At 73.8% G+C, this 14,285-nt stretch carries 14 protein-coding genes; 11 read left to right on the top strand and 3 right to left on the bottom strand.

The features are described from left to right. Positions 1-41: 41 nt before the first annotated feature. Positions 42-698 (bottom strand): Uma2 family endonuclease, encoded by a 657-nt coding sequence (locus tag ACFVNO_RS02295; RefSeq protein WP_355256334.1) that lies wholly within the window; start codon positions 696-698, stop codon positions 42-44. A 460-nt stretch (positions 699-1,158) separates the two neighbouring features. On the opposite strand from ACFVNO_RS02295, the gene ACFVNO_RS02290 reads away from it, so the two are divergent. The 11 genes from ACFVNO_RS02290 to ACFVNO_RS02240 all read left to right on the top strand — a co-directional run bounded on the left by ACFVNO_RS02290 (position 1,159) and on the right by ACFVNO_RS02240 (position 13,241). After that, positions 1,159-2,589 carry a dicarboxylate/amino acid:cation symporter gene (locus ACFVNO_RS02290; protein WP_378888569.1) on the top strand — a complete coding sequence of 477 codons (1,431 nt, stop codon included), beginning with the start codon at positions 1,159-1,161 and terminating at the stop codon, positions 2,587-2,589. Positions 2,590-2,726: 137 nt separating this feature from the next. Continuing rightward, positions 2,727-4,016, top strand: a complete 1,290-nt coding sequence (locus tag ACFVNO_RS02285) for a chemotaxis protein CheA (RefSeq protein WP_370634661.1) — start codon at positions 2,727-2,729, stop codon at positions 4,014-4,016. 286 nt (positions 4,017-4,302) lie between these two features. Beyond that, positions 4,303-4,899 carry a PadR family transcriptional regulator gene (locus ACFVNO_RS02280; RefSeq protein ID WP_355256328.1) on the top strand — a complete coding sequence of 199 codons (597 nt, stop codon included), beginning with the start codon at positions 4,303-4,305 and terminating at the stop codon, positions 4,897-4,899. Then, on the top strand, positions 4,896-5,636 hold the full coding sequence (locus ACFVNO_RS02275; RefSeq protein ID WP_355256325.1) for an ABC transporter ATP-binding protein: 741 nt from the start codon (positions 4,896-4,898) through the stop codon (positions 5,634-5,636). Before ACFVNO_RS02280 ends, ACFVNO_RS02275 begins: the two co-directional genes overlap by 4 nt. Continuing rightward, positions 5,636-8,446, top strand: a complete 2,811-nt coding sequence (locus ACFVNO_RS02270) for a hypothetical protein (protein WP_378888564.1) — start codon at positions 5,636-5,638, stop codon at positions 8,444-8,446. The genes ACFVNO_RS02275 and ACFVNO_RS02270 overlap by 1 nt, the downstream gene beginning before the upstream one ends. Before the next feature lie 195 nt (positions 8,447-8,641). Next, a complete protein-coding gene (locus tag ACFVNO_RS02265) occupies positions 8,642-8,980 on the top strand; it encodes a hypothetical protein (protein WP_355256319.1) in 339 nt (112 codons plus the stop codon). A 132-nt stretch (positions 8,981-9,112) separates the two neighbouring features. Then, positions 9,113-9,757 (top strand): hypothetical protein, encoded by a 645-nt coding sequence (locus tag ACFVNO_RS02260; protein WP_355256316.1) that lies wholly within the window; start codon positions 9,113-9,115, stop codon positions 9,755-9,757. A 130-nt stretch (positions 9,758-9,887) separates the two neighbouring features. Continuing rightward, a complete protein-coding gene (locus ACFVNO_RS02255; RefSeq protein WP_378888560.1) occupies positions 9,888-10,172 on the top strand; it encodes a hypothetical protein in 285 nt (94 codons plus the stop codon). A gap of 90 nt (positions 10,173-10,262) precedes the next feature. Continuing rightward, a complete protein-coding gene (locus ACFVNO_RS02250; RefSeq protein WP_355256310.1) occupies positions 10,263-11,306 on the top strand; it encodes a peptidoglycan-binding domain-containing protein in 1,044 nt (347 codons plus the stop codon). Next, positions 11,303-11,926, top strand: a complete 624-nt coding sequence (locus tag ACFVNO_RS02245; RefSeq protein ID WP_355256307.1) for an ATP-binding cassette domain-containing protein — start codon at positions 11,303-11,305, stop codon at positions 11,924-11,926. The genes ACFVNO_RS02250 and ACFVNO_RS02245 overlap by 4 nt, the downstream gene beginning before the upstream one ends. A 247-nt stretch (positions 11,927-12,173) precedes the next feature. Next, positions 12,174-13,241, top strand: a complete 1,068-nt coding sequence (locus tag ACFVNO_RS02240; protein ID WP_355256304.1) for a hypothetical protein — start codon at positions 12,174-12,176, stop codon at positions 13,239-13,241. Here ACFVNO_RS02240 and ACFVNO_RS02235 read toward each other — a convergent pair. Next, the gene (locus tag ACFVNO_RS02235; RefSeq protein ID WP_355256301.1) at positions 13,228-13,872 is read right to left on the bottom strand and encodes an AAA family ATPase; all 645 of its coding nucleotides are present in this window, start codon (positions 13,870-13,872) and stop codon (positions 13,228-13,230) included. The two genes, ACFVNO_RS02240 and ACFVNO_RS02235, sit on opposite strands and share 14 nt — an antisense overlap. Before the next feature lie 12 nt (positions 13,873-13,884). Continuing rightward, complete coding sequence (locus ACFVNO_RS02230) at positions 13,885-14,238, bottom strand: zf-TFIIB domain-containing protein (protein ID WP_220564894.1); 354 nt, start codon at positions 14,236-14,238, stop codon at positions 13,885-13,887. Between the last annotated feature and the right edge of the window lie 47 nt (positions 14,239-14,285).

The raw sequence follows: 14,285 nt of genomic DNA, 5'->3' as shown, positions 1-14,285 counted from the left end.
AGCGGGGAGGCACCGCCGGTGCCTCCCCGCTCCGTGTCGGCTCAGCGGTTCAGGATGTCGGACAGGTCGATGTCGACGGGGTACGGGACGGAGAGCTCCAACCTCTTGCGGTGGATGGAGGGCTTTCCGTACTCACCGCGGGCCGGATCCAGCTCGTGGACGTAGACCACCGCCTCGTCCCCTTCCTGTTCCACCCGCCAGAAGTGCGGGATCCCCGCCTTGGCGTACAGTTGCGGCTTGCGTTCCCGGTCGCGGTCGACCGACTCCGGTGAGACCACCTCGACGACGAGTTCCACCGCCTCGGGCGGGAACCAGGTCTGTTCGAGCCGCGCGAACGCCTCCTTGCGCACGACCAGCACATCGGGCTCCGGACGCTGTCTCTCGGCGAGGACCACCGAGAACTCCCACGCCACCTTGAGGTGATCGGGGACGGTCGCTTTGAGGCCGTCGCGCAGGACGTCCATGACCAGCATGTGGAACAGCTTCTGGGGGCTCACCAGGACCAGGCTTCCGTCGATGAGTTCGGTGTGCGGCGGAAGATCCGGGATGCGGTCCAGGTCCTCGGCGGTGAACCCGCCGGGAGGGGGCTGGAGCAGGGACCACGGCAACGGCTCGCCGGCGGTCTCGGCCCTCGCCACAGTGGGTGCGGACATCTCGTCTCCGATCATCGGATCGTTCTCATCGCCGACAGTGGCCATGTCCATCACCTCACCGGGGTGGTATCCGGAAATCATGCCACCGACACCCGCCGGAGGGTGATTCTCGCCGCACCCCGGGGCGGGCCGGGCTGCGGGAAGTCCGATAGGGACGGCGATCCGGTCATCGGATGTGGGAAACCCCGACCGAACCCCCCTGGAAAAGGGAGGAAAGGGCGTATATCGTTCCCCCTTGTGACGAACATCTGGGGACTGACCCGCCGCTGGCACATCGACCTGTGCCGTCGCGGTTGTCAGGCGTGTAGCTAGGTCCACGCGCGCCCGTCCGGGCGAAGCGCCGCACACCCTTCCCCTGCCCGCCCTCTCCGGGGCGGGCCTCCGCACGTCACCTCTTCTCCGGTGACACCCGCACACATTCCCCGAGCCGGAGATCCGCACGCCCACAGGCCGACCGCCGCGGCGTGCCCGTGCTCCGGTGCACCCACCGCTTGGAGTCACTTCCGTGTCCGCACAGACCGCCACGGTCAAGCCCCGGCGCCGCCTGCGGCTCCCGTCGTTCGGCGTCCAGGTCCTCCTCGGCCTGGTCCTGGGCCTGGTCCTGGGCTTCGTCGCCCTCCAGATCGGCCCCGCCGGCGAGGAGCCCAACTGGCTCGCCGTCACCCTCCAGACCATCGGCAGCACGTTCGTCTCCCTGCTGAAGACGGTCGTCCCGCCGCTGATCATCCTCGCCGTCATCTCCTCCATCGCCAACCTGCGCAACGTCACCAACGCCGCGCGGCTGGCCTGGAAGACCCTGCTGTGGTTCGCCGTCACCGCCCTGGTCTCGGTGGCGATCGGCATCGCCCTGGGCCTGGTGGTCCGCCCCGGCGTGAACAGCTCCGTCGACCCCGGCACCGTGGCCGAGCCCTCCGGCAGCGGTTCCTGGCTCGCGTTCATCGAGAGCCTGGTGCCCGCGAACTTCCTCGGCCTGGCCGCCGACACCTCCGCCGCCGAGGACGGCACCCTGAGCACCTCGCTGGGCTTCAACGTGCTCCAGCTGATCGTCATCGCGATCGTCCTGGGCATCGCCGCCGTCAAGACCGGCAAGGCCGCCGAGCCGTTCATCTCGTTCACCGAGTCGGCCCTCCAGGTCGTCCTCAAGGCCCTGTGGTGGATCATCCGCCTGGCCCCGATCGGCACCGTCGGCCTGCTCGGCAACGCCGTCTACAGCTACGGCTGGACCACCATCGGCGCCCTGGGCAAGTACACGCTGACCGTCTACCTCGGCCTCGCCCTGGTGCTGTTCGCCGTCTACCCGGTGCTCGCCCGCGTCAACGGCCTGTCCCCGGTCAAGTACTTCACCGGGGCCTGGCCCGCGATCCAGCTGGCCTTCGTGTCGCGCTCCTCGATGGGCACCATGCCGGTCACCCAGCGGGTCACCGAGCAGAACCTGGGCGTGCCGCGCTACTACTCCGCGTTCGCGGTGCCGTTCGGCGCGACCACCAAGATGGACGGCTGCGCCGCGATCTACCCGGCGATCTCGGCGATCTTCATCGCCCAGTTCTTCCCGGACATCTCCCTGGGCATCACCGACTACCTGCTCATCGTGTTCGTGTCGGTCATCGGCTCGGCCGCCACCGCCGGCACCACCGGCGCGACGGTCATGCTGACCCTGACCCTGTCCACCCTGGGCCTGCCCCTGGAGGGCGTCGGCCTGCTGCTGGCCGTCGACCCGATCCTGGACATGGGCCGCACCGCGGTGAACGTGGCCGGCCAGGCCCTCATCCCGGCGATCGTCGCCAAGCGCGAGGGCATCCTGGACGTGGCCCGCTACAACGCGCCGCGCGACGCCTCCGGGTTCGTGCCGCTGGACGAGCCCGCCGCCGAGGACGGGGCCGACCGCGAGGAGGCCGAAGAGGTCGCCAAGGTGCCCGCGGGCGCCGCGAAGGAGTAGCCCTTCCGCACCCTGCGCCGAAACGGCCCGCCGGAACACCGGCGGGCCGTTTCGCGTCCCCGGAGAGAACCGTCACGATGGGAACCCCGGGGGCACCCCGTTCGTCCCTGGAGTGTGAGGGAAGCGAGAGGAACGACATGTTGCGCCGCTTGGTAACACCCACTGTGCTGACCGCCGGGATCGCGACCGCGGTGGTGAGCGCCGCGGTGATGCCCGCGGCCGCCGACACCGTGCAGCCCCCGGAGAGCAACGCCATCGTCCAGGAGCTGGAGGACGACGGCGTCTTCATCGACCCGGCCGTCGGGGACGCCATCCCCGCCGCCGAGGAGAGCGCCCTGGAGGCCGCCGCGGCCGGGGCCGACACCCCTGTCTACTACGTGATCCTGCCCACCGACGCGGTCGGCTCCGACTCCGCGCTCAACGCGCTGATGGAACCGGTCATGTCCGACGTGGGCGACGGCCTGTACGGCGTGCTGGCGGGCTCGGAGGAGTTCCGCGTCCTGTCGCCGAACGTCGAGGACACCGAGGCCATCCGCGAGGTCGCGCTGCGCGAGGGGGGCGGCAACCAGGTCGACACCCTGGTCGCGGTCCCCGACGCCGCCCAGGAGGTCGAGGACGCCGCCGCGGCCGGGACCACCACGCTGTGGATCCTGCTCGTCGTCGCGGTGCTGGTCGCGGGCGGCATCTTCCTCGTCGTCCGCAACAACCGCCGCAAGCGCGAGGAGCTCAAGGCCAAGCAGCTGGCCGAGATCAAGCAGATGGCCACCGAGGACGTCGTGCGCCTGGGCGAGGACGTCGCGCGGCTGGAGATCGACCTGTCCGCGGTCGACGACGAGACCCGCACCGACTACTCGCGCGCCATGGACGCCTACGACCAGGCCAAGACCCGGCTGGACACCATCCGCGAGCCGGAGGAGATCCGCCAGGTCACCAACTCCCTGGAGGACGGCCGCTACTACATGACGGCCACCCGCGCCCGGCTCAACGGGACGCCGGTGCCGGACCGGCGCGGGCCCTGCTTCTTCAACCCGCAGCACGGCCCGTCGGTGGAGGACGTCACCTGGGCCCCGCCCGGCGGCTCGCCCCGCTCGGTCACGGCCTGCGCGTCCTGTGCCCAGGCGGTCAAGAGCGGCATGAACCCCGACGACGTGCGCATGGTCGAGGTCGACGGCCGCCGTGTCCCGTACTACGACGCGGGCCCGGCCTACTCGCCCTACGCGGGCGGCTACTTCGGCATGGACATGATGATGGGCATGTTCACCGGCATGATGATGGGCCAGATGATGGGGTCCATGATGGGCATGGGGATGGGCATGGGCATGGGCGACGCCACCGGCGACGTCGGTGCCGAGGGCGACTTCGGGGGCGGTGACTTCGGCGGGGGCGACTTCGGCGGGGGCGGCGACTTCGGAGGCTTCGACTTCTGATCCCGACACGGCGCGAGGGCGTGTTCGGTGGATGCTCTCGAGCATTCCGGCGCTCGCGCCGAACGCCGGGAGCGGCCGCGGGGCGATCTCTCGCAGGACGACCGGCGCGGTGAGAGGCGGCCTCGCGGCCGCGACCCGGAACGATCCGCCGAATACGGCCCAGGGGCCCCGGACCGCACGGTCCGGAGCCCCTCGCCGTTCCCGGTGACCGGATCCGGCCACCCCCTGGCCCGGTGCTTACCGGGTAAGTAGCCTGACGCTAGTTACCCGATAAGTAGGTGTTCCCATGTCCGTCCGCCAAGGACTGCTCGCCCTCCTCGTCCACGGGCCCCGCCACGGCTACCAGCTGCGCAGCGAATTCGAGGCCCGCACCGGAGGCACCTGGCCGCTCAACATCGGCCAGGCCTACACCACCCTCCAGCGCCTGGAGCGCGACGGCCTGGTGGCCGCGGTCGAGGACGACGATCCCGACGCCCCCGAGCGCTACGCCCTCACCGATGCGGGCCGGGCCGAGGTCGAGAGCTGGTGGCGCGACCCGGTCGGGCGCGGCGCCCCCACCCGGGACGAGCTCTCCCTCAAGCTGGCGCTGGCCGTGACCACCCCGGGCGTCGACGTCCACGCCCTCGTCGACGCCCAGCGGGCCGAGACCCTGCGCGGCCTCCAGGACTACACGCGGCTCAAGCGCACCGGCGGCGGGAACGCCGACCCCCACCACGACCTGGCCTGGCACCTGGTGCTGGACGCCCTGATCTTCTCCGCCCAGGCCGAGATGCAGTGGCTGGACCACGTGGAGGCGCGCCTGACCCGGGCCGCCGGGCACCGCGGCTCCGCCCCGACGGCCCCCTCCGAGCCCTCGGACCGGCACCCCCGGACGCGCGCGTGAACGACGCCGCCCCCGAACTGCTCATGCGAGGCGTCGGCCGGGTCCACGGCGAGGGCCCGGCCCGGGTCGCGGCGCTCACCGCCGTGGACCTGGCCGTCGCCCCGGGCGAACTGGTCGCCGTGATGGGCCCCTCCGGATCGGGCAAGTCGACGCTGCTCACCCTCGCGGGCGGCCTCGACTCCCCCACCGAGGGCAGTGTGGCGGTCGGCGGCCAGGACCTGGCGGACCTCGACGGACGGGCCCTCTCCCGGCTCCGCCGCCGCCGGATCGGCTACGTCTTCCAGGACTTCAACCTCATCCCGTCCCTCACCGCGGCCGAGAACGTCTCCCTGCCCCTGGAGCTGGACGGGACGGCGGCCGGGGCCGCCCGCCGCCAGGCCCGGGCCGCCCTGGCCGAGGTGGGCCTGGCCGGTCTGGACGACCGGTTCCCCGAACGGATGTCCGGCGGGCAGCGCCAGCGGGTGGCCATCGCCCGCGCCCTGGTGGGCTCCCGGCGGCTCCTCCTGGCCGACGAGCCCACCGGCGCCCTGGACTCCGGCAGCGGCGAGGAGGTCGTCTCGGTCATCCGCGAACGCGTGGACCGCGGTGCGGCCGGCCTGATGGTCACCCACGACTCCCGGTACGCCGCCTGGGCCGACCGGACCGTGTTCCTGCGCGACGGCCGGATCACCACCTCCACCGGCAGTCGCCTGGGCCTGGAGTCCCTGGTGGGGCCCGTACCGGACGGGGACGAGTGATGGCACCGTCCCGCACCGCGCCCTGGCGCGCGGCGCTGCGCCTGGCCCGCCGCGACGCCCTGCGCCACCGCGGCGTGACCGCCCTCGCCACGGCCGCGGTCGCCCTGGTCGTCGGCGGCACCGTGGCCGCCGACGCCCTCCTGCTCTCCTCGGCGGCCTCACCCGGGACCTTCGCCCGGATGATGCTCGGCGACGGCGCGCAGGCGCGGATCACCTGGCAGACGCCCGGGGAGGTGACGCAGAGCCCGCGCGAGGACATCGTGCTCGCGGGCAGCGACTCCGAACTGGACCTGTCCCGCGCCGAGTACGAGGACCTCCTCCTCGACCTGCTGCCCCCGGGGTCGGAACTGGTCGACGCGGCCGCCGGCCCGGTCCGCGCCTCGTCGGGGGGCCGGGCCACCGAGGACCTCACCGCGCTGGAGTCGCCCACCGGCGGCCCGCTGTCGGGCATGTTCGTCCCCGCCTGGGGGCGCACCCCCGAGCGGCCGGGCGAGGCGGCCGTCGGCCTGGGGCTGGCCCGCCGCCTGGGGCTGGACGAGGGCACGGAGATGGAGCTGGTCGCCGGGGACGGGAGCTCGGCGACCGTGACCGTCGTGGGCGCCTACCGGGCCACCCGGCATCCGGCGGAGGCGGTGCTGGCCCCCGGGACCCTGCTGGACACCGGGGAGGCGGTGGAGTCCCCCGCCGCCTCCGCTGTCTGGTTCGTCCTCGGGGACGAACCGCTGACCTGGGGCGGCGTCCTGGACATCAACGCGGCGGGGGCCTCCGCGGTGAGCCGGGCGGTGGTCCTCGATCCGCCTCCGGACGCCGACGTCCCGCTGCTGGCCGGACAGCCGACGGCCGCCCCGCCGGACTCGCTGGTCCCGTACACCGGGCTCGTGGCGGGAGCCTGCCTGCTGGCCTGCCTGGTCATCGGGCCGGCGTTCGCCATGCGCGCTCGGCGCACCGAGCACACCCTGGCCCTGATCGCCGCCCAGGGCGGGGACGCGCGGACCCTGCGGCGGATCGTCCTCTGCGGCGCCCTGGCCGTCGGGGCGGCCGGCGGAGTGATCGGCGCTTCGCTCGGCGCCGGCGGGGTGTGGGCGGTGGCGGCGGTGCTGCGGTCGCGCGGCGACGCCCAGTACCCGGAACTGGTCCTGCCGGCGACGCACACGGCACTGTTCCTGGCCCTGGGGGTCGCCGTGTCCGTGGTGGCCGCGCTCCCTCCCGCGCTGCGGGCCGGGCGCACCGATCCGGCGGCGGTACTGGCCGGGCGCCCGCCCCGCCCGGGTGCGCGCCGCCGCGGCCGGGCCGCGCTGTCCGCCCTGCTGTTCGCGACGGGCACGGCCCTGGTCGCGGCGGCGTTCGCCCTGCCCCGCTCGGACCTGTTCGTGCCGGGGGCCCTCGCGGCCTCCCTCGGACTCCTGCTGTGGACCCCCGCGCTGGTGGGCGCGCTCTCCGGGGCCGCCCACCGCCTCCCCCTGGTGTGGCGGCTCGCGCTGCGCGACGCGGGGCGCAACCGCGAGCGCACCACGATGGCGGTGGCCGTGGTCGCCTCCGCCTCGGCGCTCCTGGTGGCGGTGGCCGTCACCACCGCGTCGGCGGTCGCCTTCGAGGGGGCCGAGCACCGCCCCCGGGCGGCGCCGGACACCGTCATGGTCCGCTTCCCCGACCCCGTCGGCGACGGCGAGGCGTCCGAGGCGGCGTCCGCGCTCACCGCCCACCTGCCCGTGCACGACCCGGTCCCGGTCCTGATGGCGGACTCCCCGCTGTGGGTGCACCCGTTGCCGGATCCGGAGCAGCCCTGCCCGGACTGGGCGGTGTGGCCGCCGGTGAGCATCAGGACGGAACCGGTGCCGGAGCGGGTCCCCCTGGACTCGCCCGACTGCGCGCCGATGAAGCAGAACGGCGACCGGAACAGGCAGGAGTGGTGGGAGACGGAGGGCGGGGTCAACCCGCTGGTGGACGACGGCACGCTCGTGCGCGCCCTGGGCCTGCCCGGCGCCGAGGAGGCCGCCCGGGCGCTGGCGGCGGGACGCGTGGTCGTCACCCGCGACCTGGACCTGTGGGCCGACGGGAACGCGCGGGTGGAGTTCGCCTGGATGCGGGACGGCGAGGTCCCGGACGTTCCCGGGGCGGCCGACGCGGGCCGGGTCCTGGAGGTGCCCGCGACGGTCGTGGACTGGCCGAGCGCCCAGTACGAGTTGGTCGTCCCGCCGTCGGTGGCCCGGGAGTGGGGCCTGGCGGCGGCCACCGTCGGGATGGCGGCCGGCACCACGCGCGCCCCCGCCGGGGCGGAGGTCGACCGGGCCCGTGCGGCGGTGCGCGAGGCGACCGGGGCGGACCTGTTCGTGGAGCGCCCCTACTCCTCCCCGCGCACCCGGCAGATGGCCCTGGTGCTGGGGCTGGCCGCGGTGGTCGCGGTGGGTTCGAGCCTGGTGTCCGTACGGCTCGCCGCCGCCGACTCCCGAAGGGACGCGGCGACGCTGGTGGCGGTGGGGGCGGGGCCGGGCACCGGCCGCGCCCTCGGAGCCGCCCGGAGCGGTGTGGTCGCGGCGGCCGGCGTCCTGCTGGGCGCGGCGGCGGGAACGGGGATCGGCGCCGCCCGGGTGGCGGCCGAGACCTACCGGGCGGGGTTCGCCAACCCCACCTGGCCGCTGGTGGTGCCGTGGCCGCTGGTGTCCGTGTGCCTCGCGGGTGTGGTGGCCGCGTCCGTCCTCCTCGCCCTCGTGCTCACCCCGGTCCGCCTGTCGGCCCGGAACGGACCGGACGGTCACCGTCCGCATCCGGCCAGAACAGTCACACAGAGTAACGCGAACGGAGTTCCATGACCGCGCGCAAGACCTGCGGAACCTTTCGTGAGCACCCTTGACCACACCCCGGACCCCCGACTTATATCAAATCTTTCACTAACTTACCGCGACTGGCGTGATCCGGACATGAAATCACCATTGAATTCCTTGACCCGGCTCAGGTAGAAACGAAATGCAGCGCTGCATGAAACAAAAATCTCGAAAGGAACCAGCATGTCGAGCCAGTCCGGCTCCGGCGTCCTGCGCACCCGAATCGGTGCGCGGGCGGCCGGAACCCTGTTCGCCTTCTCCCTGCTCCTGGGCGGCGGGTTCGCGACCACCGTCGCGACCGCCTCCCCCGCCGAGGCGGCCTGCCGCTGGGGCGCCGCCACCATCGGCCCGTCCTACTCCTGGGGCCGCACCAACACCGCCGACTGCAGCTACCAGGGCCGCTCCTGGGCGACCCACGGCGACTACTCGGCCGCCACCGGATGGACCACCCGCAGCTCCAGCGCCCGCGCGGCGGACAGCTACGGCTCCTACCCCCGCGTGGCCGGATACGCCTTCCGCTGACACCCGACCGGCCCGTGACCTGAGCCGCCGCTGACCGGCGGGACCGGGCGAAACGCACTCGCCCGGTCCCGCCCCCGGCGGGCCGGCCCGCGCCGCGGACCGCGGGAGGACCGAAGGGAACCCCCGACCGCCATGGCGATCACCACGAACGCGCGCGCCCTGGGCTGCGCACTGTTACTCACGCTCGCCCTCTCCGCCTGCGCCGACGGCGCCGGCGAGGCCGAGAGCCCGCTGAGCCCGGCCCTGCTCACCGAGTTCGAGGCCCTCCGGGAGAGGGCCGGGACCGACTTCGAGCAGGAGGTGCTCGACCGCGCCATCGAGGAGGGCGGCGTCACCCAGGAGGACTACGAGGAGGCCTTCAACCGGTACACCGAGTGCGCCGAGGCCGCGGGCCTGCGGGAGACCTACACCAAGCTCCCTAACGGGCTCTACCAGCTCACGGACTGGGAGGTGGACGCCGACCCCCGGGACCAGGAGGCCTACGAGGCCGCGACCAACGCCCACATGGAGACCAGCGCCGACTGCGCCGAGGGCACGATCCTGCTCATCGAGAGCGCGTACTCCCTCCAGCTGGGCAACCCCGAGGGCATCGAGGACCCCCGCCTGGCCGCCATCCAGTGCCTGGAGGACGAGGGGATCGTCGAACCCGACTCCTACACCCCCGAAGAGTTCGACGAAGACCTGGAGAATGTTTTCGCCGACGCCCCGTTCGACCCTTCCGACGAAGCGGCGAACCTCTGTCTCTACATGGCTGGATTCGCCATATCGGTCGGCTGAGAAAAACGAGGAAAGAAACATGAAAAAGAATCAGGAAAACCTTCTTCGCGCCCTTTTCTGCATCTCCGCCGCGGCACTCCTCGCGAGCGGGTGCAGCACGGGCGGGAGTGGTTCCGAGCCCGGCGGATCGGTGTCCGTCGACGGATCCGCTACCCAAGGTGAGGGCGGGGTCTCCGAGGAGTCCAACGTCGGCGGGGCCGTCGACCTGGGCCCCGAGGGGGACGCCGCCGTGGACTGCCTGATCGAGGCCGGGCTGGCGCCGGAGTCCTACACCGTCGAGCAGCTCGGCGCCGACATGATGTCGCCGCCGGAGGACGCCTCCATCGACGTGGGGAACGAGGCGTTCACCGACTGCCTGGCCGAGGCCGGCATGGAACACGATTCCGGGGGCGAGGGCGGCAGCGTCGGCGAATGACCCTCCCGGCCCTCCCCGCGTCCCACCGCCCCCTCCCACCACTCCGCCCCGGGCCTTCCCCCGCCCGCGAACCGACCACGGGAAGCGCACGTGAAAACTCGCCCCAGCGGGACGGTGCTGCTGTCCGCGCTGCTCCTGCTCACCGCCGGAGGTACCGCAGGATTCCTGCTCCGTCCCCCGGATCCTCCCCCCGACCTCGCCGCCGCGGCGGACATCGACAGTGCCCCCGTCCTGCGCGAGCCCTTCGACGACGCGCGCAGCGTCGAGGTCGAACTGACCGTCACCCCCACCCTCGACCTCGCCTTCGGAGGGTCCGGCCGGGTCACCTCCTCCGCGTGCGTGCCCGGAACGGTCCTGGCCTCCGGTGAGGAGGCCGCCCGGGTGGACGACCGGCCCGTGGTCGCCCTGGCCACGTCCATGCCGCTGTACCGCGACCTCGGCCGGGGCAGCCGCGGCGGCGACGTGCGGGCGCTCCAGCAGGAACTGGACCGGCTGGGCCACGCCACGGCGGTCGACGGCGTGTACGGCTGGCAGACCCACCAGGCCGTACGCGAGTTCCAGCGCGAGGCGGGGATCGGGAACCCCACCGGCTCCGTCGCCCTCGCCGACGTGCTCTGGATGCCCTCCTCCGAGGTCACCTTCGAGGAGTGCAAGGCCCTGCCGGGCTCCGAGGCGTCCGCGGGCGGCGCCTTCGCCAGTGTGCCCGGGGCTCTGGAGGCCGCCCGCCTGGGCTCGGTCCCCGACCTGGACGTGCCCGGCGACCGGCTGCTCACCGTCGCCGGGGTCACCGGGCCGGTCGACGCCGAGGGCCTGGCCGAGGATCCCGAATTCCTGCGCGAGCTGGCCGACACCCCCGAGGCCCGGGCGGCCGTGGCGGGCGAGGGCGAACCGCTCACCGGCTCCGTCGCGCTCGCCGAGCCCGTGGACGCCGCCCGGGTCCCGCCCGGCGCGCTGTTCGCCGTGGCCGGGGACACCGGATGCCTGCGCTCGGAGGGCTCCTTCCACCCGGTGCGGATCATCGGCTCCGGTGTGGGCAGCACCGTCGTGGTCCCCGAGGAGGACGGGGCCGACCTGCCCGCCGACGTCGACCTCGGCCCGGCCCTGACCGGGGATTCCTGCGAGGGGGGCGCGTGAGCGAAAGGAGCGTGACCGCCCACGGGCTCGGACACCGCTTCGGGGACAACCCCATGCTGTTCGAGGACCTGTCCTTCACCCTCGCGCCCGGGCACATCACCGGCCTGTGCGGCCCCTCCGGCTGCGGGAAGTCCACCCTGCTGTCGATCCTGGCCGGATGGGTCGCCCCCACCGCCGGGAGCGTCGACCCGGTCGGTGTCGAGCGCACCGGCTGGGTGTTCCAGAACCCGTACGGCGTCCCGGGGCGCACCGCCCTGGACCACGTGGTGCTCCCCCTGCTGGCCCGGGGCCGCCGGCGGGAGGAGGCCGAGGAGCACGCCCGGCGGGTGCTGGGCGACTTCCGGCTGGACGCCGTCGCCGACCGGCCCTTCCGACGGCTCTCCGGCGGCGAGGCCCAGAGGCTGATGCTCGCCCGCGCGGTGTGCTCCGCGCCCGACCTGCTCCTCGTGGACGAACCCACGGCCCAGCTGGACCTGCGCACCGCCGAGACGGTCAACGCCACGCTCGGCGCGATCGCGCGGACGGACACCATCGTCGTCATCGCCACCCACGACCCCCGCACCCGCGACGCCTGCACGCACGTCATCGACCTCCAGGAGCGGACGCGCGCCGACGCCTGAGCACCGGTCGAGCGCGCGGTCCGCGCCGCCGCGGAAGCCGCGGAACGCCCCATCACAGAAGCCACAGAAAAGGTGTGGGACCGGACGAAACGCACTCGCCCGGTCCCACCGCCACCAGGGTAACCCGGAACCGGGCACCGGCTCTCCGCGGACCCTGCGACCCCCGGGAGACCCACGTGAGAAGCCACCCCAGGACACCGCCGCCGAGCAGGGCGTTCCGCTCCGCGACCCCGCCCGGCGGCACCGGATGAACGTCCGCGAACTGATCGGAGAGGTGCGGCGGAACCTGGGCACCGGCACCACCCGGGCCGCCTTGTTCGCCCTCGCGCTGGCGGCCGTCGTCGGTGCCCTCGCCGTCGCCGACGCGCGCGCGATCGTGGGGCTGCACCAGCGCTCGGCCGAGTTCACCGCCGCGGGCGCCTCGGTCCGCGTGCTCAACGTCGCCGGGAACGTCGCCGGGAGCGCCTGCGACGCCCTCACCGGCGTCCCGGGGATCGGCGCCTCCGGAGCGCTCGCGGAGGACGGCTCCCTGCGCCTGGCCGCCATGCCGGACAACCCGCTGCCCGCCTACCGGGTGACGCCGGGGATGGCGTCGGTACTGGGGGTGCGGGCGGAGGCGGCCTCGGGGGTGTGGGTGTCGACCGGGACGGCCGAGACCCTGGGCGTGGGCCCGGGGCAGCGGTTGGAGACCGACTCGGGGACGGTGACCCTGGCCGGGGTGTTCGACTACCCCGACGACGGGCGCGACAGCCGCCTCGGCTACGCGGTCCTGGTGCCCGAGCCCGCGGCGGGGGTGTTCGACCAGTGCTGGGCGGACGTGCGCCCGCCCACGGAGGAGGCCGACGAACTGCTCCGCTGGGCGGTGCGCCCCGGCGCGGACCCGAGCCTGTCCGTCACCCTGGGCCAGCTCAACACGAGCCTGGGCGCCACCTTCGACGGAGCGGCGGCGTTCGCCGAGCGCCCCACCAGGTTCGCGCCGCCCGCGGCGGCCCTGGCCGGGCTGGTGCTGGGCTTCGTGGCCGTCCGGCTGCGCCGCCTGGAGTTGGCGGGCGCCCTCCACGTCGGTGTGTCGCGGCGGGCGCTGCTGGCCGGGACCGCCCTGGAGACCGCGGTGTGGTCACTGGCCGGGCTGGCCCTGGCGGGCTGCGCGCTGGTGGTGGCGGCGCACGTCGGCAATCCCGCGGACCCGTGGGACACGGTGCTGATCGACGTGCGCGGCCCGGTGGCGGCGGTGCTCGCGGCGCTGGTCGGTGCGGCGGCCGCGACGGCCCTGGTCCGGGAAGAGCACCTGTTCCGCTACTTCAAGGACCGGTGACCCGGGCCGCGTCCAGGTCCCCGACCCAGGCGGCGACGCGGTCGGCGGTGGCCTCCGGTCCGGCGTCGGTGGTGTCCACGAGGGTGAGCGGCGGTTCGAGCCGGTCGGCCTCGCGCTCCACCCAGGCGGCGAACTCCAGGGTCTCGGCGATGCGCTCCTCGTCCCACTCCCGCCAGGCGGGCCGGGACCGCAGCCGCTCCGCCAGCACCCGCGGGTCGCAGGTGAGCGCCAGGTAGTGGACGCCGTCGAACAGCGCCCGCTCGGGCAGCGGCTCGAACTCCGGGGGGACGACCGTCCCGCACAGCACGACCGGCCGCCCGCTCTGCTGCACCATGGCGGCGGTGCGCAGCCAGGTGGAGCGGAACAGGCGGTGGTGGTCGGCGGGGTCGCGCAGGCCCCCCACCCAGAGCAGGTCCTGTTCGAGCACGACGAACCGGTCCCGCAGGCGCTCCAGCAGCAGCCCGGCGACGGTGGACTTGCCGGTGCCGCTGGGGCCGGAGACGCAGTAGAGCGGGAGGCGGAGGAAGGGGCGGGTGCGGCCGCAGAAGCGGCACAGCAACACGGAGACCCCCGACGAGGTGTCGGGGGTCGGGTCCCATTCCCCGCAGTGAGTACAGATCAGCGGGTGCACGGGGTGGTTTCTCTAGTCGAAGAGGTCCTCGAGGAAGCTCTTCCGGCGGCGCCGGTAGGGGCGCGGCGAGTCGCTGTAGCCGCGCGGGGAGTCCGGGTAGCCGGGGCGGTATCCGCGGGGGGAGTCGGGGTACCCGGGGGTCGGGTAGCCCGGCCGGGGCTGGCCCTGGGGCACGTAGCCGCCGGAGGGCGGCGGGGCCTGCGGGTCGGGCGGCGGGGTCGAGCTGTAGTGGCGCTTCTCGGCTTCGACGATGCGCTCGAGCTCGCCTCGGTCCAGGAAGATGCCCTGGCACCCGTCACACCGCTCGATGTGCACGCCGTGACGGTCGAACGTGCGCATGTTGCTTTGGCATTTGGGACAGATCACAACAGGACGCTACTCTCATCGGCGTTAAGGAAACGTAAAAACGGCCC

This window comes from Nocardiopsis sp. NPDC057823 (assembly GCF_042797335.1).
GTDB lineage: Bacteria > Actinomycetota > Actinomycetes > Streptosporangiales > Streptosporangiaceae > Nocardiopsis > Nocardiopsis changdeensis.
Note: the sequence above shows the minus strand (reverse complement) of the source record. Positions and strands in the feature narration are given on the sequence as shown.

Excerpts from the sequence above, each read along its gene's own strand:
- ACFVNO_RS02285 (WP_370634661.1), top strand. The coding sequence starts at position 2,727 with ATGTTGCGCCGCTTGGTAACACCCACTGTGCTGACCGCCGGGATCGCG.
- ACFVNO_RS02260 (WP_355256316.1), top strand. The coding sequence starts at position 9,113 with ATGGCGATCACCACGAACGCGCGCGCCCTGGGCTGCGCACTGTTACTC.
- ACFVNO_RS02295 (WP_355256334.1), bottom strand. The coding sequence starts at position 698 with ATGGCCACTGTCGGCGATGAGAACGATCCGATGATCGGAGACGAGATG.
- ACFVNO_RS02265 (WP_355256319.1), top strand. The coding sequence starts at position 8,642 with ATGTCGAGCCAGTCCGGCTCCGGCGTCCTGCGCACCCGAATCGGTGCG.
- ACFVNO_RS02240 (WP_355256304.1), top strand. The coding sequence starts at position 12,174 with ATGAACGTCCGCGAACTGATCGGAGAGGTGCGGCGGAACCTGGGCACC.
- ACFVNO_RS02270 (WP_378888564.1), top strand. The coding sequence starts at position 5,636 with ATGGCACCGTCCCGCACCGCGCCCTGGCGCGCGGCGCTGCGCCTGGCC.
- ACFVNO_RS02280 (WP_355256328.1), top strand. The coding sequence starts at position 4,303 with ATGTCCGTCCGCCAAGGACTGCTCGCCCTCCTCGTCCACGGGCCCCGC.